Below are 18,838 nucleotides of genomic sequence, written 5' to 3' on the forward strand. Positions count from 1 at the left end.
TTCTATTATCAGTTTTTTCGATTAGACCTATCTAAATAATCATCTTTATTCTCAGTTACTCCCATTATAATATAAATAAAAAAGAAACGAAAAGAAAGGATGAAATTTATGAAAACAATTGCAGTCATTGACGGAGGAACTCGCCCCAATGGAAATACAGCTATCCTAACTGATCAAGTAATCGAAGGATTATCGGTTGCGAAAATTCTACTTAGAGATTATACTGTTTTCCCTATCATAGACATGCGTCACGATTCAGGCGGATTCAAAAAAAGAGAGGATGATTATCATACAATAATTGATCAAATTCTCCCACATAAGATTTTAATCTTCTCCACCCCTATCTACTGGTACAGCATGTCTGGATTAATGAAGAATTTTGTTGATCGATGGTCTCATTCATTAAGAGATTCTGACTATCCTGATTTTAAAACTCAAATGGCTAAAAAGACAGCTTACGTTATTGCTGTAGGGGGAGATAATCCCCATGTAAAAGGTTTACCTATGATTCAGCAATTTCAGCATATTTTTGATTTCATGGGGATTGAGTTTGGTGGTTACATTATAGGTGTTGGGAATAAGCCTAAAGATATATTGGAAGATAAGAAAGCACTTTTTACTGCTGCTCAGCTGAAAAACAAATTAATATATTGATAGATCGGAGTGCAAGAGAAGGATTTCTATAAAGAATTTTCTATTAGTGAGGGTCTTACTGCTCGTTAAGAGTGGGATAAATATCAAAACCCTTGCTTTACCCTTCCTGATAAAAAACTAATCCACATAAAGTAGAGCATTATCGATTTGATAGTACTCTACTTTTGTACCTTAATCTTCGCTACCCCTAAAGCGTAATGACTAAATAATATATTTTCAATCATTTCCGCTTCAGACTCTTCGCAATCCACTATGACAATAATTTCTGAATGAAATCCCTTTAATAATCTCCGCCGCTTTTTTAGAATGATTTCTGTAAAAATGCGAATACCAAATCCAATTAAAAATCCAATTGCTGCTCCTATTAATCCCCAATAAATAGGACCCCATGCAAGCTCAAAACCTATACTTGCTCCAATGACGGAAAAGGCTGTTGCTAATGCAACACCAATATCAACGAAAGAGGTCCCATCAGAACGATGCAAATTATCAAAAACCTTGCGTTCTTCCGTTTGATTATCTAGTGGAATAACAAATATATTTTCCCTTTTTACTCCTTTTTTCTCAAGCGTACTAATAGCCATTTCAATAAAAACAGAATGTTCAAATGTCGAAAATATTTGCATCATCATTTCATCTTCAGCCCTTTTAACACTTGGAAAGAAGAGGATTGGTAATTTTCTTTAAAATAAAAGCGCTGTTCTTTATCATACAGTTTATTATTTTCTACGGTGTTTATATAAGAATCAAAAATAGCAAATCCATAAATGGATGGAAAAAATAAAAGCCACTCAGCATTAATAACTTCTGTTGCTTGTTTTATCTCTCCTAAAAACAAAAGAGAGATAGCTTCAAGGCCATGAGACAAATAAAAAAATACAACTGTCCAAATAATAACAAAAAATGCCGTTGTAATTCGATGGATGTATAGTTGACCTAATCCTGGAACAAAAAGGGACCAAATAATTGCCATAAGAGGACTTCTTTTATCTAAATAATTTATTTCCATTGCACCAATACTAAAAGAATTAAATCGATGCTCCTCCCTTTCTGCTAATACATATATTTTATTCAAATCTACCGTTGTGCGATAACTATCCCATATAGCAAATATATAGACAGGGATATAAATCAATAACCATCTTGTATCTAAAATCTCTTTTGCTTTGTCAATCTCTCCTTGAAAAGAATAAATCATCGCTAAATTTATATTACTGTTTACATTTACTACAACTTCCCAAATGAATAAGACAAAACCACGCAAATATTTTGATAAGAGAAGATGTCCAAATCCAGGAAATGCTGCACTCCACCACCCAATAATATAAGGATTTCTCAGGTGAACTTGTGTCGTACCGAGAATACTTACATGGGCTCTATACCTTCTTGCTGTGTTATCATTCGAATAATTATTCATAGTTTTTCACCTTTTTCTTCATTTAATTACAATGGAGATATAGGTGTTATTTTTTACAAAATTATGAAATTCATCCACATCTGTACTTTTTTAGTACAATAGAACTAAAAAAGAAAGAAGAAAATAATTGATAGGAATGGTGTGCCTTTGATAAATTAAATAAAAATAAAACTTTTATTGAAATACTTATTTTTCCAAAATTCACACATATAACATGAGCTAGTTGAAGACTTCAAAACCACTTTTTAATATTTCATGCTAAAATATACATATAACCTATAAGTACTTTTAAAAAGGGGAGAAGACGATTGTCTCAAGCACTAATATTCGATATGGATGGCACACTTTTTCAAACAGATAAAATTTTAGAAATATCTCTCGATGATACTTTTAATCACTTGCGTTCACTCGATCAATGGAATGGAGAAACCCCTATTGATAAATACCGTGAAATTATGGGTGTTCCATTACCTGTCGTCTGGGAGACATTATTGCCTAATCATACCATCGCTATAAGAAAGCAAATAGATGCTTATTTTCTTGAAAGATTAGTAGCGAATATTAAAAGTGGGAAAGGTGACTTATATCCAAATGTAAAAGAAGTCTTCTCCATCTTGAAAGAAAATAATATGGCCATCTACATAGCTAGTAATGGTTTACCTACATATTTACAAGCTATTGTAGAATTTTATAAATTAGATAACTGGGTGACTGAGACATGCAGTATTCAACAAATTGAATCACTGAATAAATCAGACCTTGTTCGTACCATCATACAGAAGTACAAGATTACTAATGCTGCTGTAGTGGGGGACCGCCTTTCTGACATAAATGCCGCGAAAGAAAATGGACTAGTTTCCATCGGTTGTAATTTTGATTTTGCTCAAGAAATCGAACTTAAGCAAGCGGATATTGTGATTAATGATCTTATCGAATTAACATCAGTCTTAGCAACATTACCGATCTTTCAGGTGGAACAAACTTCTATTCTATAATGTTTCAAGGAATTTTCTATAATCCTTCAGTAAGCATAACAAACTACGAATCTAAATCTTAGAGGACACAAAAATTATAGCTGCCATCATCGGCAGCTATTCTAAAAAAATCGTATTATCTATATTCATCTAAACTACCAGTTTTAATAAGAATCCCTTCCTTATTAATTCTTTCATGCTCAATAGAAATATCGTTTAAGTCCTTATATTTTTCATTCCAAATAATAGCGATAAACGGGTATGGTTCTTTGACAAAATAGTCACATGTTACCTTTATTAATAATCTCAGCAATACTCATAAATTTGTTCGTACGTATTCCCCACAAATCAACGTTCCCAATAAATTCATAATTTTGTTGTATTAACAATGTCTCTAAGCTTTCTTTTTGTTGACTAGAAGGAAGTCTGTATTCATCTATTAAACGTGCTTCCTCTCCTACTATCTCATAATAACTAAATAAAATGGTGTAACCCACTAAACTATCTCCCCTCTTTTTTCTATCATGCTTTATTTTATTTAAAATTTATTAGTATTCTTCACTAGTGTTGCATAAATATTGTCGCAATTTTCAGTCTGATTATCCTCCTTGTTTAGAGCCAAAAAGGTAAATACCTATTCAAAGGTGGCTCCATCCATTTGGGTTTTTTTTACAATTAGACTTGTGCGACAACAACAATTTGCTTATTAAGGGATGGCTTTCCCTTCAATCTTTCGAAGCCAGATATGGGCTGGTTTCCACAATGCAGCCCTTAAATAACGGCTAATTTGTAAGGTTTTTCGCTTACTTCTTGTTTCAAGTTGTACGAGAACATGTAGGCAAAAAACAATCAGTGCGATAAACACTTGGTTTTGAATCGCCCATTCACTTTGACCGTAGAACTTTTTGATGCTGAGATGCTGTTTGATCCATTTAAAGAACAACTCAATTGCCCACCGTGATTTGTACATCTCTGAAATTTCTTCGGCACTCAAATCAAAACGATTGGTAATTAAATGCAGTTCATTTCCTTTTGAATCCATCACTTTTAGAAGACGAAAGTAATTTTCAGCACGGTTTTGAGTCGTACCAATCAACACCATTTGATCTGACAAAACAGCTGAATTCTCGGGTAGTTTAAAATTATAAACTTCCCGTATGACTGCGTTTTTCCGTAGCCTTGAAAGAAAAAAGTAACCATCATCTGTCATTCGGTCAAAGCGCTCGTAATCTAGGTAGCCACGGTCAAACACATACATGCATTCTTTATCATCAACCATGATTTCAAGCTGACCACGATCATGTTCTTTTGCCGTTGTTAAAACAGCCTTTTCAGGATAGGAACTCCCTTTTTCCATAAACACAAGTCTCAAATGCAACTTGACACCCGCTTTTGTTTTGCGGAACTTTGCCCATTTATGATTGGTCAAATTAAGTGGCAATGTGCTTGAATCAATGATTTTTAACGGCATAATAAGCTTTGTATAATGTGTTTTTGCATGAATTTGTGCGACTAAATCAAGGAAAAGCCTTTGAAATAAATCTGGATTTATACCGTTTAATCGGCGTGAGAGCTGAGAAATACTGATTGAATCAAGATCAATGCCTTTTTGTAGTTGGTCGTCGAAAAGACAATCGCTTAGCTCATGCAAACTTTCGACTTCTTGTAGCTGTGCAAAAAGGAGTAATTTTAGAAATGAGTCTGTTTTTAGTTTTTTCGTATAGCAATCTAATTTCAATGTTTTCACCTGTTCTTCAAATAATTGAAGATTAATTGGCGAAAACCATTGTCCAAATGAAGTTTTTCGTGTAATCTTGTCCATGAGATTGGTCCTTTTTTAGTGGATTTGGACGGGTTACCACCTGACTTATCCATTATAAAGGACTTTTTCTATGCATAAAATAATAAAAGTGAACATTTTGAGTATTTTTAATAGTGAAAATAAATTAATGCAACACTAGTGAGTATTCTTTAATATAATATTTTTTGTAATGTGTTCATTATTATGTTCCTAAGTATAACGATGTAAAGTAAACTGAATATAAACTTCCGTAAATTAATTTTCAGTTTACATTCTTCTAATAGAATAGGTACAAATTATACATATGGAGGCATTGGATGTTTAAAATATTAGTGGTAGAAGATGATAAAAATACACGAAAATTAATGTGTGCCGTATTAAAGCAGCATGGATTTCAAATATATGATGCAGCTGATGGCATGGAGGCTCTTCAAGTAATGGAAAAGGAACACGTTGATTTAGTTGTGCTTGATTTAATGATGCCGAAAATGGATGGATATGAATTAACACGGCAGCTTAGACAAACATGGGAGAACCTTCCGATCTTGATGGTTACCGCTAAGCAAGAATCGGTAGATAAACGAAAAGGATTCCTTGTCGGTACGGATGACTATATGACTAAACCTGTAGATGAAGAAGAAATGGTGCTTCGTATTAAAGCCCTTTTACGAAGAGCTAAAATCGCTAATGAGCATAAACTTACTGTCGGAAAAACGATTCTTGATTATGATGCACTAACTGTATCCCGCGAGGACATCATTATTACATTGCCTCCAAAAGAGTTTTACTTATTGTTCAAATTATTATCCTATCCTAATATGATCTTTACTCGTATTCAACTTATGGATGAAATTTGGGGAATGGAATCAGAAACAGATGACCGAACACTTAATGTTCATATCAATCGGTTAAGAGATCGATTCAAAGATTTTCCAGAGTTTGAAATCGTGACAGTAAGAGGACTAGGCTATAAGGCAGTGAAAAAGGGATGAGAGATTTTTTTACAAAACGATTAAGTCTTGCAATTACGTTAGTAATGTTTGTGTTTGGCGTTATGATGGCTACAGTATTAGTGGCGGCTGTCATTACTTTCGCTTTGCAGCATTTAGGTATTATTTCGAATCATAGCCAGCTTCCAGTGTTTCCGCTCATTACCTTTTTAGGCTTTTGTATCTTACTTGGTACATCTCTTACTGCCTTTCTCAGTAAAAAAGCGTTAAACCCAATCCGCACGGTGATTGATGCTACTCATAAAGTTGCTGGTGGCGATTTTTCTGTGCAAGTTAACATAAAAGGTATAGGAGAATTAGAAGAATTATCTCATAGCTTTAATAAAATGACCCAAGAGCTGTCAGGAATTGAAACACTTCGAAGTGACTTCGTAAATAATTTTTCCCATGAGTTTAAAACACCTATTGTTTCATTACGAGGGTTTGCGAAATTACTTAAAGAAAATAACTTAACCGAAGAGGAAAGACAAGTATGAGTAAAATGTTTGTGGGAGAATAAATATCCTTTTTGTCTAGTTGGGGGACGAGTCCCCCAACTAGACAAAAAGGCCACCAAGCGAAAGCGCGGTAGCTGGAAAAAATTAAGTATTAAAAAAGAGAGCTTCCTTTTGTAAAGTAGAGTTTGACTAGAATACTACGAAAAGGAGAGGCTCTCATGAATCAATGTAACACAAAAATGCCATCATTAAAAGAATTGGAAAAAACTTTATTTCGAACACTACAAATGACCTTTCAAGAAATCCTTGTTCAAACATTAGAAAATTGGGATCTAGAGATTGCTCAGCAACGAGACAAAAGAAGATTTGCTTTACGAGATAAACGAGAAATACGAGTAGATACAGCGTTTGGAGCAGTGGAGCTGAAGCGTAATTATTATTTCGATCGTGTAACCAAAAAATATATTTGTCTGTTAGATCATTATTTACAGTTTCAAGGGAATAAAGGGTTTAGTCCACTATTAGAAGAATGGGGGCTAGAATTAGCGACAAATGGTTCCTCCTATCGAAAGGCGGTGGAAACGTTCGAACAATTTTTAGGCTATTCGGCGATGAGCCACGAAGCATTACGGCAACATCTTCTTCATACAAGCGTACTTCCCGCTAAGGAAAAACGTCCTTTTCAAAAGGTGTTGTTTGTCGAAGTAGATGGATTATATGTGAAGAGTCAAGAAAAGAAAAAGCGTGGATGGGAGTTGAAATTCGCCGCTGTACATGAGGGATGGAAAGAAAACGGAAAGCGAGTCAGGCTCCGAAATAAAAGGCATTTTCTCTATGAAGAAAAAGAACCCTTTTGGGAAGCTTTTGAAACATTCTTACAGAATCATTATGCGTATGATCCAACCCAAACCTTGCTTATTATTAATGGCGATGGAGCAGGCTGGATAACGGCATGTCGGGAGTATTTTCGGGAACGCGCCTTTTTCACCATGGACCGTTTTCATGTCGCTCGTTCGATGAAGCAACTAATGAAGAGCCATCCTCGATACCGCTACATGAAAAGAGCGTTAAAAAACTACCAGGTAGAAACATTACTTCTAGAGTTGAATAGCGCAGTAGGAACAATGGATACACCAGAAGAAGAAGAAAAACTAGCGCATTTCCTCGGCTTTTTAACGCATCATCAGGAAACCATAAAAGATTACCGTAGTTGGTTACAGGAGAAAGGCGTGGACACGACAGCGTATCGTCCAATGGGAAGTGCAGAAGCAATGATGAATCAATTAGCCAAACGATTAAAAAATGGAAGAGCATGGAGCAAAAAAGGCGTCATGAGCATGGCACGTTTGTGGATTGGGTTGAAGGATGATCTATCTATCCAAACGATATATGGAAAATGGGAAAAAGCCACGGAAAAATCAAAGAAAGAGCATCGACCGAAAAGAAAAATACCCACAAAATTAGTAACAGAAACCGTGCGTCAGAACATGCCATACTTAAATCAAGCGATTGGAAAACCCGTTCACTTTGCCTTACAGGGATTAAAAGGTTTTTAAAAAATGAGAGAATCAACAGTTGGAAGAACAAAACCAATTGGAAAGCGGATACAAACTTAGAGGTTTTACTTTATAAAAAAGGGAGCTAAAAAAACTCCCACAAAAACTTGACTCAATCGAAAGACAAGAATACCTTGACATTATCATTACCGAGTCTGAGCGATTAGCCGCTCTTTCTACAAATGTACTTATCCTTTCAAAGTATGAAAATCTTGAGATTATTACTGAAAAAGCACCCTTTCGACTAGATGAGCAAATCCGAAAATCAATCGTGTTAATGGAACCAAAATGGTCTGCAAAGGAAATACTCCTAAATGTTGAGCTTGATGAAGTTATCTTTAACGGAAATGAAGACTTGACCCAGCAAATCTGGCTAAATCTTTTAGACAATGCCATCAAGTTTTCAGATTCAGGAGGAAAAATAGATATAACGCTTACTAACACAAAGGAAGAAATTTGTTTCTCGATCCAAGATAATGGGCCTGGAATGGATGATCATACCAAAAAACATCTTTTTGATAAATTTTATCAAGGTGACACCTCTCATTCCCAATCAGGGAATGGATTAGGGTTGGCACTTGTAAAAAGAATTGTGGAACTGTGTGATGGGAGAATTTATGCGGAGAGTGAGAAAGGAAAAGGAAGTACATTTATTGTAAGATTATTAGCTTGATTAAAAAATGCAAAAAAGCTAGCGAATTAGACAAAAGTTTTCCCACTAGTTAGCTTTTTTGCATTTTTTCAACGGTACACCTTATTCCATAAAACTTATTGATTAACGGATGATCACCAGTGGTAATTTTTAAATCTCTTCATCTCCTTTTTCCGATTCTCCTATCAAACATAGCGAAAGCTCTTATAAAATTATTTTCAGAAATTAATGCTTGTTCAATAGAAAGAGAACAATAATCAATGAAGGATTGATAGACATATCCACTATCCACTATATTTTCTGTAAGCAGCCTTTGTTCTACCGCTGCTGAAGCCTTTACTAATTCTTTTCTCTCCTTTGATTCATACATTCCCCTCCAGTCCTCTTGAAATGGAATAGGCTTTAATTGTCGTTCTAATTTTATTGCTTCATATATCTTTTCGTGTGCAATCCAATAGGTAATGTCAGAAGCACTGAAAATTTCCTCTTTATCAAAAGTGATCCATATTCTACGTGGACCATCATGAAACTTCCGATAAACAGTTGTATGAATTTGAATTCTTCCTTTTATTTTTTCACAGAAAAAGCTGTCAATTCTACCTTTTAATTTACTCCATTGCATAAATGGTTTCCTCTTTGTAAAAGTATTTACTAATTCATCTTAAAAAATTACCCTACTCTGTTCTTCTATATATAGTAACATTTCCCCTTTACTTTAAGCTATTTCTGTAAAATTCCGCTATAAAAAATTTGATTTCTTTTCTAAAAGTTTTTTTCAATGGCTGTTTTCTAAAGAATTGTTGTTTTTTAATCGAAAAAATGAATGAGTTGGAAAAATAGAGCAGCCGAAATACACGTAGAAGCCACGGAGATTAGCGAGATAGTCTGAAACCCCAAAGGCGAAGCTGAGGAGGCTTTTATTTGTATTCTTTTTCATGCAACGAAAACCTTTACCTTTTTTGAAAACATTTTCATCTTTTTCTATGACATAATCAAATTACAAAAAGTTGCAACTTTTGAGAAAGGAGTGATTCCAATTATTTATACATGTACTTTAAATCCTGCCATTGATTTATTTGTTGAGACCAACGAACTAGAGCCATTTATTGTAAATCGTACAAATACGGAAGATTATCAAGCAAATGGTAAAACCATCAATATCTCTCTTATTCTAAAAAAAATGGGGATTGAAAATACAGCACTTGGATTTATCGGTGGTTTTACAGGTAGATACATTGATGAAGAGCTACAAAAACAAGGAATTCGAACAGATTTCATTAAAATCGATGGGATTACTCGAATAAATACTTTTGTTAGAGCTGGAGAAAAAGAATATAAGATTGTTAACAAAGGGCCGACAATAAAACAAGACAAACAGCAACAATTAATAAACAAATTAGATTCTATTCCTAGTGGCAGCATTCTATTTATCTCTGGCAGTTTACCAAATGGAATTTCGGATGACATCTACTTAGAAATTGCAAAAATTGCAAAAGAAAATGAGCTGAAATTAATCTTCGATATAAGTTCACGTAAGCTCTTAGATTGTCTTCCATATTCCCCTTATTTAATCAAACCTAATAAGGAAGAGTTAGGACACTTATTTAGTAAAGAAGTTTTACTGGAAGAAGATGTTCTCCATTATGCAAAAACGCTATTAAAAATGGGAGCACAAAATGTCTTAGTATCGTTAGGTGAAGATGGCGCTATCTTTCTCTCATCTGAAAGATGCATACGTGTAACATCACCAAAAGGAGTTGTAGTAAATACTGCATGTGCAGGAGATGCTTTTTTAGGCTCTTTTGTAGGCAAAAAGTTATTAGGTGCGTCCTTAGAAGAGGCATTAACGTACGCCTCTGCAACAGGAGCATCAACAGCATTTTCAATGGGATTAAGTAATCTAGAAGATGTAGAGGAATTGTGTAAAGAAGTTAAACTAGATGATCTTGATTTAATTATTAAATGAGGAGGCTAATGAAATGAGTAAAATTAAAATTATTGCTGCAACCGGCTGTCCAACTGGAATTGCTCATACATTTATGGCTGCAGAGGCATTAAAAATTGCTGCAAAGAAACTAAATGTTGATATTAAAGTAGAGACACATGGTCAAGTAGGAATCCAAAACGAGTTGAGTAAACAAGATATTCAAGCTGCTGATGGAGTAATTATCGCAGCTGATAAAGATGTATTTGCAGATCGCTTCAAAGGAAAACCAGTTATTGACGTTCCAGTTGCAAAAGGTATTAGAGAAGCAGAGTCTCTTATACAAGCAATAATCGATGGGAAAGCACCAGTATTTAAGGATTCCAAAAATGATGCTTCCTCAGAAGAGTCTGAAGAATACACTTCTGGCAATTCTTTTGGAAGAGCGATTTATAAACATTTAATGAATGGTGTTTCACACATGCTTCCATTTGTCGTAGGTGGCGGTGTATTAATTGCCATCTCCTTCTTATTCGGAATTCATTCAGCTGACCCTAATCATGAAACTTATCATCCAATAGCAAAGTTTCTTATGGATGTTGGAGGGATAGGATTTCAGTTAATGGTTCCTATTTTAGCAGCATTTATAGGGGATTCCATAGCAAAGCGACCAGGTATGGTGGCTGGGTTTATCGGTGGGATGATGGCTTCTACAGGTGGAGCAGGCTTCCTAGGAGGAATCGTTGCAGGGTTCTTAGCTGGTTATGTCATTATTCTTTTATCTAAATTACTAAGTGGATTATCTCAATCATTGGAAGGTCTAAAGGCAATCTTTTTATATCCAGTTTTCGGAATTCTGATTACAGCATTATGTATGTATTTCTTTGTAGAGCCAATGACCGTTATTAATGAAGGCATGAAAACATTTTTAAGTGACTTTCAGGGAGCCAACCCAATCATTCTTGGTCTAATAGTCGGGTGTATGAGTGCATTTGATATGGGTGGTCCTATTAATAAAGCAGCCTATGTTACAGGTACAGCTTTACTAGCTGAAGGAAACATGTATTTTATGGCAGGCGTTTCTGCAGCATGCATTACTCCTCCATTAGTAACTGCTTTTGCAACCGTATTCTTTAAAAAATATTTTAATCAATCTGAACGCAATGCTGGTTTGATTAATTTTATTTTAGGATCAACCCATATAACAGAAGGTGCTATACCTTTTGCTGCAAAAAATCCAATTGTTGTCATCCCTATTTTAATGCTTGCATCCTCTATTTCTGCCATATTAACATACCTATTCAATGTGCAAGTTCCTGCACCACATGGCGGATTTTTAGTACTGCCAGTTGTAACAGGAGCATTTCAATGGGTAATTTCTATCTTAATTGGATCACTTGTTGGGGCATTAGCATTTGGATTTGCTAGAAAAATCAGTGCACAAAAAAAAGATAGAGAAAATAATCTAAAACAATCTGCTTAACAGGACTGGAGATGAACACTTTGAATACTTTATTTTCTGAACAAAATATCCTTTTAAACGAGAGCATTTCGTCACAAAGAGAAGTATTTATAAAAATCGCGGAGCATTGTGTATCCAATAATATAGCTATTTCTACTGAAGAACTTATACAGGCATTGGAAGAAAGAGAAGTACAAAGTACAACAGGGTTCATCGATGGATTTGCTATCCCACATGCCAAAAGTTCTTCTATTCAAATTCCGTCTGCTTTAATTATCACGTTGAGCGAAGGAATCAATTGGAACTCAATGGATCAAAAGGCTGTTAAATTCATTATTGCATTACTAATACCAGAAAACGCAGAAGCAACAACTCATTTAACAGCACTTTCTAATATTTCCAGAATGTTAATCCATCAAGAGATAAGAGAAAACTTGTTAGCAGCTCAGAACAAACAGCAAATTCTTCAATTAATCAATGAGTCTATCGTAAGTATTTAAATAAAAAAGTGGCAAAAGAAATCAGAAACTATGTCTACAGTTATCTTATTGTTCTTTTAGCCGCTTTTTCCAAAATCAGTCTAAAAATAACTTGTCAAAAAAATGGAGGTAAGAAAAATGAATGTAGATATAGAAGCTAAAGTACTAAATACTAAAGAAATGCTTTTAAATGCCCAAAAAGATGGCTATGCAGTACCAGCCTTTAATATACACAATTTAGAGACCATTCAAGTAGTTGTGGAGGCAGCTTCCAGTCTTCGCTCCCCTGTTATCTTAGCTGGTACACCTGGAACATTCAGCTACGCTGGTCGCGATTATATTCAGGCAATCGTGGAAACAGCAGCAAAGAAATATGATATCCCAATTGCATTGCATTTGGACCATCATGAAAATATTCAAGATATAAAAGAATCGGTCTTACTAGGAACTAAATCAGTCATGATTGATGCATCCCATCATCCCTTTGAAGAAAATATTAAAATTGTTAAAGAAGTAGTTGATTTTGCTCATTCTTATGGTGCTACTGTGGAAGCAGAATTAGGTAGATTAGGAGGCCAAGAAGATGATTTGATAGTGGATGAAGCAGACTCTTATTATACAGACCCAATAGCAGCAAAAGAATTTGTGGAACGTACAGGTATTGATTCTTTAGCTGTTGCAATTGGTACTGCACATGGTTTGTATAAATCAGAACCTAAATTAGACTTTGAACGTTTAGCACAAATTAAGCAGGTAATTGATATACCACTTGTGTTACATGGAGCTTCTGGCATTAGTGTTACTGATGTAAGAAAATGCATCGACTTAGGCTGTTGTAAAGTAAATATTGCAACAGAACTAAAAATACCATTTTCAGAGAATATAAGAAAATATTTGACGGAACATCTAGACGCAAATGATCCTCGAAAATATGTTCAACCTGCTAAAGAGGCTATGAGACAAGTAGTAATAGATAAAATTAAAATGTGTAAAAGTGAAAATCGAATTTAATCTGTTTGAAACAAGTGAAATAATGAGCTTAAAAAAGAAACCTTTTAACATTAAGTAGTTCAGTTATTGTGGAGAAACAATATAATTAGCATTACAATTAACAGTCCAATTCGCATATGAATTGGTCTGTTTGATTTTATTGATATATCAACACTTCAAGTGAAAATTGGTATAAAAAATTAACTAAATTGGCATACTAAATAACAGAGTGACAATAACTGTTGTCAAGGCGATAATTGGGGTGTTAAAATAGATGCTAATAAGGATGTTAATTGAACTAACAATCGAGGTGAAAATGGATGAAATTCATAACGCCTAAGAACAATAAGGCTGAAAGTGTGGAGTGGCTTATATCTGAGCGAGTAAGAGCATTAGTCAATGTTTACTCCGAATACACTGGATATTCCGAAAGCGAAGTTGTTGATACTTTACTCCTTAATATTTTGGATGATAAAGATTTTCTGCAATGGATAGAAAACAAGCGAAATAACCGAAGAATTGTTAAACAATTAGAAATTGAAGATTTAGTGGAGGGGAAAAAACTTGGCTAAATTGCAACGATTGGCGACAAAGGAAGACAGCATCGTTGTTATTCATAATCCTGTGAATGAAGAAGAATTGAAAGACAGAAAGGAACAATACCAAGTCCTTTCCGATAAACAATTTGCGTTTCGCTATAACCATATGTTATTCCACCCCATTGAATTTACTTGGAATGGAAAAAACCACAAAATCCAATATAATTTCTGCACAAACCCTTTTTGTAAATGGTGTGGTCAAGAACAGACTACTTTAAAAGGTAAAAGTAAGCGATATAAACTTAGTGGAACAAAAAGTAAAAAATCACTTGTATGTAATCCAGATACTATTCACCCCGATAGAGGTATGACGCTAAACTGTAATTCTATTACTGTTTCAAATTGGTCAATTACAGAAGAAATTTCGAGGCTTATTCGTATCAATCAAACCCAAGATGTTGAACCTGATTACACTTTCCATAAAGAAGGTTGTACCGCTAATCATTTAACGCCTTTTGACAAGCCTGATGGTTTTTATAAGCAAGGCAAAACATTGAATAATTCTCAAAGATGGCAATGCAAAGTTTGTAAGAAAAAGACAAGCATTCTACCAAACAAGCGACAATCCACAACTTATCGCCAAAAGAGAAATGATATTCTTCCAATGTTTGCGAAACTGCTTTTAAACAAAATGCCAATCAGTCGTACTTGTGATATTTTAGAAATCGGAGTCGGCACTTACTACCAAAAATTAGAATGGCTATACCGTTGTTGTTTGGAATTTTTAGAGAAGTATGAAACAACTCCTTTGGATAATATGTCATTTAAAGAAATGTGGCTAAATACCGATAAAATGCACTATAACCTCAATAATGTTCGTAAAAAGGGGCAAGGCGGTCAAAAGTATTTTGGCTTAGAAGACAGCCAAGTACAGACATATGTAGTTGTATCAGCAGATGCACTCTCACGATATGTATTTCGGTCTGATGTTGCTTATGATTGGGAAATGACAGTAGAGGATTTAAAATACGATACTGTCATATATAAAGAAGACCATTTGAATGATTTTAGCAAGAAGAATAATCGTTTGGACTTTTCCTATTACCCACAAGAACCTTCACCGAAAGATACACAACAGCCACACGAATATCGAGCTGAACTAAATAATTTCAATAAAAGAATGCAGTATGTAGATGGTCTTCACGTTAATCCTACCTATACGACAATCGCCCATTATTGGCTCATTAAACAGCTTGTAAAGGCATCTGAATGGAGAATGATAAGCGATAATGATTCTTCAATCATAACGGCGTTTTTTAGAGTGTTCTCAAAGGAAGTAAGAACATACGATGCTCACCACTTTCTGTGTTCAATTGATAAGAACAAGAGTAGAAAACAATGCTTGGAAGAGTTTGACGATGCAAAATCCGATTTATTAGATTGGGGATTTCATCGAGGATATGAAACGAAGAACTTGCGAAAATTGGCTTACCTTTCATTAAAAGAACTATTTGAAACGCATCAATTTCATAGTGAAATTAAAACACCAAAACAATCGTATAATGTTTGGGCTAAAAATCCGATTACACACCCATTAGCATCAAGAGATAAAGGATTTCATAGAGTGGATTGCACAACTGATTTATCTTCTCTTGAACCGAAAGACATAGCGAAAATGGTAATCAATGTGAATGATAACGCCACGAATAGTTTTATCCAACAAATTCGTAGAAGATTATCTATCCTTGAAAGACCGTTAATGACTGCAAGGGGCGATGGAAAGAGTTATATTTACGCCAACTTCAATCCAAAGTATGCTCAATACGCCTTGACCATTCTTAGAACATTTTACAACTTTTGTGAAACTTATAAATCTGCCGATGGTAAAGAACTTACTCCTGCACAAAGATTGGGTGTAACCAATAAAGTCTTTGATTTGAAAGATATTATTTATCTTAGATAGTTCTCTATTTCAATATAAAATAGGAGAATCTTATTTTTATGTTAAAATAAAATCATAGAATATTGAAAATTGTATAGAATCAATTAGGCAAAAATATATGGAGGTGAAATTATTTGAAAAGATTTTGTATCTTTCTTTTTGGATTGTTTTTTGTTGTTTCATTAACAGGATGTATTGGAGAAGAATATGATTTTTCTCCCCCTACTGCTTCACTTACAAATCCAGAGGATATTACTCAAGAAGAAAAATTAGCAGAAGCAAACATAAATTGGACTTTTGATGAAAAATACAACAAGGAAACGAAGGATATTCTTTCATTAGCAAAAAAGCAAAATAAAATGCACTTTAATTCTGGGCAGAAAGTTCAGTTTTCCCTTCAAGATGGATATTTTGACGAGAAAAATGTGAAAATTTCGCTTTGGCAAAATGAAAACAAAATAGATTTAGAAATGGATAATGCAGGTCCTTATTTCAACTTACCGAAAGATAAAGGCGAGTATATGATTGTTTTAGACCTACCTACTGATAAAGGAACTGCCCAATATGTAGGGAATATCGTCATTCAATAATAGGAAGTTTAGATAAGGAAATAACAATGAAAAAACGCTTGGTAAATCCAAGCGTTTTTTGTGTTAAAACTTGTGCTAATTACAGAACGAATTATGCTGTTTTTTAATACCAAAAATTCATTGTTATTTTAGATTTTCTCCACATTATCTGAACTACTTATTTTAACATAGGTTTCTTTTTTTACATCATTCTAATCACATAGGCATCAAGAATGATTCTTGAAATTACTTGTAAAGGTAACCGGGAACGTACTTCATAATCTGGAAAAAAAGAGGATGACCCTTTATATCCTAAAAGAGTTATTTCAGAAAGCTTGGCTAAACTTGAATCGATTCCAGCCGTCAATGTAATTGTGCTAATTTGATTTATTTTAAAATTTTTACACGCCTCTACTAATTCTTTTGTTTCCCCATTTAAAGAAATAAAAATAGCCAATTCATCTTTTTTTATTTTTTTGGAAATTACTCGAATAATATTCGGGTCATTGTGCATCTCACAATTTTTTCCTAATAGCTGTAGTTTGATAGTCACTTCGTTTCCAATCATTTCCGAAAACCCTCGGGCAAATACATACACTTTTTTGGCATTATTAATTTTCTGAATCGTATCTTCTATATTTCCACTGTTTAACATTTGAATGGTATTTAGAACTTCGACTTCATTCTTTTTTATTGCTTGCTGTATTTTTTTATCAATATCATCAATTGTTTTTACTTGTTTAGTTGATTTTAACTTATCTTTAATAGAGTATTTAAATGCAGTAAATCCATCATGCCCTATCTTCTTCATTAAACGAACAATTGTGGCAGTAGATACATTTGCGCTCTCACTTAATTTAACAATCGACATGTCTGGCATTAGTTCAATATGTTTGAATATAAAATCTAATAAATATCTTTCTGTCTCACTTAATGATTGATATTTCTCTGTTGAAAGATCGAATATAATATTGTCCAAACTATCACCACCTTATAAACCATTGTATACGCATACAACTATTTTACCATTCTATTGTTCTCTAAATATAGTATTTAATTAGATTATTCTTCATAAAAGAGGCACATACTCATACAAGAATGTGCCTCTTTCTCTACTAATTTGAAACTATCTTATTCCCAAATCTCTTTTGCCACATCAACAATGTATTTCAATTTATTCCATTGCTCTTCTTCTGTTAATTTATTTCCATGGTGAGTAGAAGCAAATCCACATTGTGGACTAATGCAAAGCTGTTCAAGAGAAACATATTTAGATGCTTCCTCTACACGTGTTTTGATCGCCTCTTTATCCTCTAATTCTCCTGTTTTCGAAGTAAATACACCTAAAACTACTTGTGCTCCACCATTTGGAACAAACTCAAGCGGTTTGAAACCACCAGAGCGCTCATCATCATACTCTAAAAAGAAACCATCTACTTTTTCCTTTGCAAAAAAGCTAGGGGCAATTTTATCGTATGGACCTTCAAATGCCCAAGCAGATTGATAGTTTCCACGGCAAAGGTGGGTTGTCACTATTAGGTCTTCTGGTTTTCCTTCTAGAACACCATTAACTACACTTAAGGCTAAATCGATTAATTCTTGTCTTTCTAGCTCACTTTTTGCAAATGGTAGTTCTGGTGCACAAAGCCCTGCGATGTATACATCATCAAATTGTAAATAACGACAACCAGCCTCATAAAATGCTTGCACCGCATCACGATAGGCTTGGATAATATCTTTCGCAAAATCATCAATTTCCGGATAAATTTCTTCATTGCGGATACCTGCATTGAAAAATTGATTTGGACTTGGAATGGTCATTTTTGCGACTGCACGGTCTCCAACAATCTCATAGAATTCCTTAAAGTCTTTTAAATGTGGGTGATCAGGATCAAAAGATACTTTTCCTATAACACGTACATCATACGCTTCTGTTTCAACCCCTTTAAATTTGTAACCATGGTCAGGTACATAGCCTTCTACTCCATTTAAATGCTCCATGAAATCAGTGTGCCAGAAGCGGCGGCGGAACTCGCCATCTGTAACTGCTTGAAGACCAACTTCAATTTGCTTGTCGACAATTCGTTTAATTTCTTCCGTTTCAACTGTACGTAGTTCCTCAGCTGTAATAGCTCCTTCAGCAAACTTCTTTCTAGCATCATGAATTGATTGAGGACGAAGTAAACTTCCTACATGGTCTGCTCTGAATGGTGCTTTAATAATTGTTTTTGTCATTTGAATCCCTACCTCCGTAAATTTCTTTTCTCTTTTTAATTTTAGATTTTTCAGAAAAACGCATTTGTAATTATGTATAGAAAAATCTTTTTTGTGGCTTTCATAACTCTAGAATCCACAATTTTTTACTAGTTATAAGTAAATGTAACATGAAAACAAATATTCTGAAATACATAAAATTTCAACTCTTAAGATTA

The 18,838-nt window shown here is 34.2% G+C and carries 20 protein-coding genes; 13 read left to right on the top strand and 7 right to left on the bottom strand.

Annotated features, from left to right (window positions below):
• Positions 1-108: 108 nt before the first annotated feature.
• Positions 109-654 carry a flavodoxin family protein gene (locus NST60_RS03840; RefSeq protein ID WP_341098200.1) on the top strand — a complete coding sequence of 182 codons (546 nt, stop codon included), beginning with the start codon at positions 109-111 and terminating at the stop codon, positions 652-654.
• Between the two features lie 158 nt (positions 655-812).
• On the opposite strand, the gene NST60_RS03845 is transcribed toward NST60_RS03840, so the two are convergent.
• Positions 813-1,280, bottom strand: coding sequence for a hypothetical protein (locus NST60_RS03845; RefSeq protein ID WP_254416400.1), 468 nt, complete (start codon positions 1,278-1,280; stop codon positions 813-815).
• Positions 1,281-1,282: 2 nt separating this feature from the next.
• On the bottom strand, positions 1,283-2,071 hold the full coding sequence (locus NST60_RS03850) for a hypothetical protein (protein ID WP_254414830.1): 789 nt from the start codon (positions 2,069-2,071) through the stop codon (positions 1,283-1,285).
• A 308-nt stretch (positions 2,072-2,379) separates the two neighbouring features.
• Between NST60_RS03850 and NST60_RS03855 the strand changes: the two genes are divergently transcribed.
• On the top strand, positions 2,380-3,066 hold the full coding sequence (locus NST60_RS03855; protein ID WP_169188196.1) for an HAD hydrolase-like protein: 687 nt from the start codon (positions 2,380-2,382) through the stop codon (positions 3,064-3,066).
• Between the two features lie 260 nt (positions 3,067-3,326).
• Here the strand turns inward: NST60_RS03855 and NST60_RS03860 are convergent, their stop codons facing one another.
• Together NST60_RS03860 and NST60_RS03865 are read right to left on the bottom strand one after the other, a co-directional pair.
• Positions 3,327-3,542, bottom strand: a complete 216-nt coding sequence (locus tag NST60_RS03860) for a hypothetical protein (RefSeq protein ID WP_212119300.1) — start codon at positions 3,540-3,542, stop codon at positions 3,327-3,329.
• Between the two features lie 209 nt (positions 3,543-3,751).
• Positions 3,752-4,867, bottom strand: coding sequence for an IS4 family transposase (locus NST60_RS03865; protein ID WP_341098202.1), 1,116 nt, complete (start codon positions 4,865-4,867; stop codon positions 3,752-3,754).
• Positions 4,868-5,163: 296 nt separating this feature from the next.
• Here NST60_RS03865 and NST60_RS03870 point away from each other — a divergent pair, with 296 nt between their 5' ends.
• The 4 genes from NST60_RS03870 to NST60_RS03885 all read left to right on the top strand — a co-directional run bounded on the left by NST60_RS03870 (position 5,164) and on the right by NST60_RS03885 (position 8,522).
• Positions 5,164-5,838, top strand: a complete 675-nt coding sequence (locus NST60_RS03870) for a response regulator transcription factor (RefSeq protein ID WP_101730249.1) — start codon at positions 5,164-5,166, stop codon at positions 5,836-5,838.
• Positions 5,835-6,332, top strand: coding sequence for a HAMP domain-containing protein (locus tag NST60_RS03875; RefSeq protein ID WP_341098205.1), 498 nt, complete (start codon positions 5,835-5,837; stop codon positions 6,330-6,332). Before NST60_RS03870 ends, NST60_RS03875 begins: the two co-directional genes overlap by 4 nt.
• Before the next feature lie 179 nt (positions 6,333-6,511).
• Positions 6,512-7,849: an ISLre2 family transposase gene (locus tag NST60_RS03880; RefSeq protein ID WP_100525934.1), complete on the top strand. Its 1,338-nt coding sequence runs from the start codon at positions 6,512-6,514 to the stop codon at positions 7,847-7,849.
• 277 nt (positions 7,850-8,126) lie between these two features.
• The gene (locus NST60_RS03885; protein ID WP_341099790.1) at positions 8,127-8,522 is read left to right on the top strand and encodes a sensor histidine kinase; all 396 of its coding nucleotides are present in this window, start codon (positions 8,127-8,129) and stop codon (positions 8,520-8,522) included.
• Between the two features lie 139 nt (positions 8,523-8,661).
• Here NST60_RS03885 and NST60_RS03890 read toward each other — a convergent pair whose 3' ends face one another.
• Positions 8,662-9,123, bottom strand: coding sequence for an SF0329 family protein (locus NST60_RS03890; RefSeq protein ID WP_341098206.1), 462 nt, complete (start codon positions 9,121-9,123; stop codon positions 8,662-8,664).
• 405 nt (positions 9,124-9,528) lie between these two features.
• Between NST60_RS03890 and pfkB the strand changes: the two genes are divergently transcribed.
• From pfkB to NST60_RS03925, 7 genes are all read left to right on the top strand, one after another.
• Positions 9,529-10,467 carry a 1-phosphofructokinase gene (gene pfkB, locus NST60_RS03895; RefSeq protein ID WP_328021984.1) on the top strand — a complete coding sequence of 313 codons (939 nt, stop codon included), beginning with the start codon at positions 9,529-9,531 and terminating at the stop codon, positions 10,465-10,467.
• Between the two features lie 13 nt (positions 10,468-10,480).
• Positions 10,481-11,908: a PTS fructose transporter subunit IIC gene (locus NST60_RS03900; RefSeq protein ID WP_341098207.1), complete on the top strand. Its 1,428-nt coding sequence runs from the start codon at positions 10,481-10,483 to the stop codon at positions 11,906-11,908.
• 20 nt (positions 11,909-11,928) lie between these two features.
• The gene (locus tag NST60_RS03905) at positions 11,929-12,387 is read left to right on the top strand and encodes a PTS sugar transporter subunit IIA (RefSeq protein WP_328021987.1); all 459 of its coding nucleotides are present in this window, start codon (positions 11,929-11,931) and stop codon (positions 12,385-12,387) included.
• A gap of 117 nt (positions 12,388-12,504) precedes the next feature.
• The gene (locus tag NST60_RS03910) at positions 12,505-13,377 is read left to right on the top strand and encodes a tagatose bisphosphate family class II aldolase (protein ID WP_341098208.1); all 873 of its coding nucleotides are present in this window, start codon (positions 12,505-12,507) and stop codon (positions 13,375-13,377) included.
• A 299-nt stretch (positions 13,378-13,676) separates the two neighbouring features.
• Entirely contained in the window at positions 13,677-13,928 is a 252-nt protein-coding gene (locus tag NST60_RS03915) for a hypothetical protein (protein ID WP_341098209.1), read from the top strand.
• The gene (locus NST60_RS03920) at positions 13,921-15,858 is read left to right on the top strand and encodes an insertion element protein (protein ID WP_341098211.1); all 1,938 of its coding nucleotides are present in this window, start codon (positions 13,921-13,923) and stop codon (positions 15,856-15,858) included. Before NST60_RS03915 ends, NST60_RS03920 begins: the two co-directional genes overlap by 8 nt.
• A gap of 113 nt (positions 15,859-15,971) precedes the next feature.
• Complete coding sequence (locus NST60_RS03925) at positions 15,972-16,427, top strand: hypothetical protein (RefSeq protein ID WP_341098212.1); 456 nt, start codon at positions 15,972-15,974, stop codon at positions 16,425-16,427.
• A gap of 181 nt (positions 16,428-16,608) precedes the next feature.
• Here the strand turns inward: NST60_RS03925 and NST60_RS03930 are convergent, their stop codons facing one another.
• Entirely contained in the window at positions 16,609-17,385 is a 777-nt protein-coding gene (locus NST60_RS03930) for a MurR/RpiR family transcriptional regulator (RefSeq protein ID WP_341098213.1), read from the bottom strand.
• 152 nt (positions 17,386-17,537) lie between these two features.
• Complete coding sequence (locus NST60_RS03935) at positions 17,538-18,641, bottom strand: 5-methyltetrahydropteroyltriglutamate--homocysteine S-methyltransferase (RefSeq protein ID WP_169188192.1); 1,104 nt, start codon at positions 18,639-18,641, stop codon at positions 17,538-17,540.
• Positions 18,642-18,838 lie beyond the last annotated feature (197 nt).

Origin of the sequence: Niallia sp. FSL W8-1348, from assembly GCF_038006745.1 — a bacterium.
Lineage (GTDB): Bacteria > Bacillota > Bacilli > Bacillales > Cytobacillaceae > Niallia > Niallia alba.

Coding starts and splice junctions, on each gene's coding strand:
- NST60_RS03840 (WP_341098200.1), top strand. CDS start 109: ATGAAAACAATTGCAGTCATTGACGGAGGAACTCGCCCCAATGGAAAT.
- NST60_RS03845 (WP_254416400.1), bottom strand. CDS start 1,280: ATGCAAATATTTTCGACATTTGAACATTCTGTTTTTATTGAAATGGCT.
- NST60_RS03850 (WP_254414830.1), bottom strand. CDS start 2,071: ATGAATAATTATTCGAATGATAACACAGCAAGAAGGTATAGAGCCCAT.
- NST60_RS03865 (WP_341098202.1), bottom strand. CDS start 4,867: ATGGACAAGATTACACGAAAAACTTCATTTGGACAATGGTTTTCGCCA.
- NST60_RS03870 (WP_101730249.1), top strand. CDS start 5,164: ATGTTTAAAATATTAGTGGTAGAAGATGATAAAAATACACGAAAATTA.
- NST60_RS03875 (WP_341098205.1), top strand. CDS start 5,835: ATGAGAGATTTTTTTACAAAACGATTAAGTCTTGCAATTACGTTAGTA.
- NST60_RS03880 (WP_100525934.1), top strand. CDS start 6,512: ATGAATCAATGTAACACAAAAATGCCATCATTAAAAGAATTGGAAAAA.
- NST60_RS03885 (WP_341099790.1), top strand. CDS start 8,127: ATGGAACCAAAATGGTCTGCAAAGGAAATACTCCTAAATGTTGAGCTT.
- NST60_RS03890 (WP_341098206.1), bottom strand. CDS start 9,123: ATGCAATGGAGTAAATTAAAAGGTAGAATTGACAGCTTTTTCTGTGAA.
- NST60_RS03900 (WP_341098207.1), top strand. CDS start 10,481: ATGAGTAAAATTAAAATTATTGCTGCAACCGGCTGTCCAACTGGAATT.
- NST60_RS03910 (WP_341098208.1), top strand. CDS start 12,505: ATGAATGTAGATATAGAAGCTAAAGTACTAAATACTAAAGAAATGCTT.
- NST60_RS03915 (WP_341098209.1), top strand. CDS start 13,677: ATGAAATTCATAACGCCTAAGAACAATAAGGCTGAAAGTGTGGAGTGG.
- NST60_RS03935 (WP_169188192.1), bottom strand. CDS start 18,641: ATGACAAAAACAATTATTAAAGCACCATTCAGAGCAGACCATGTAGGA.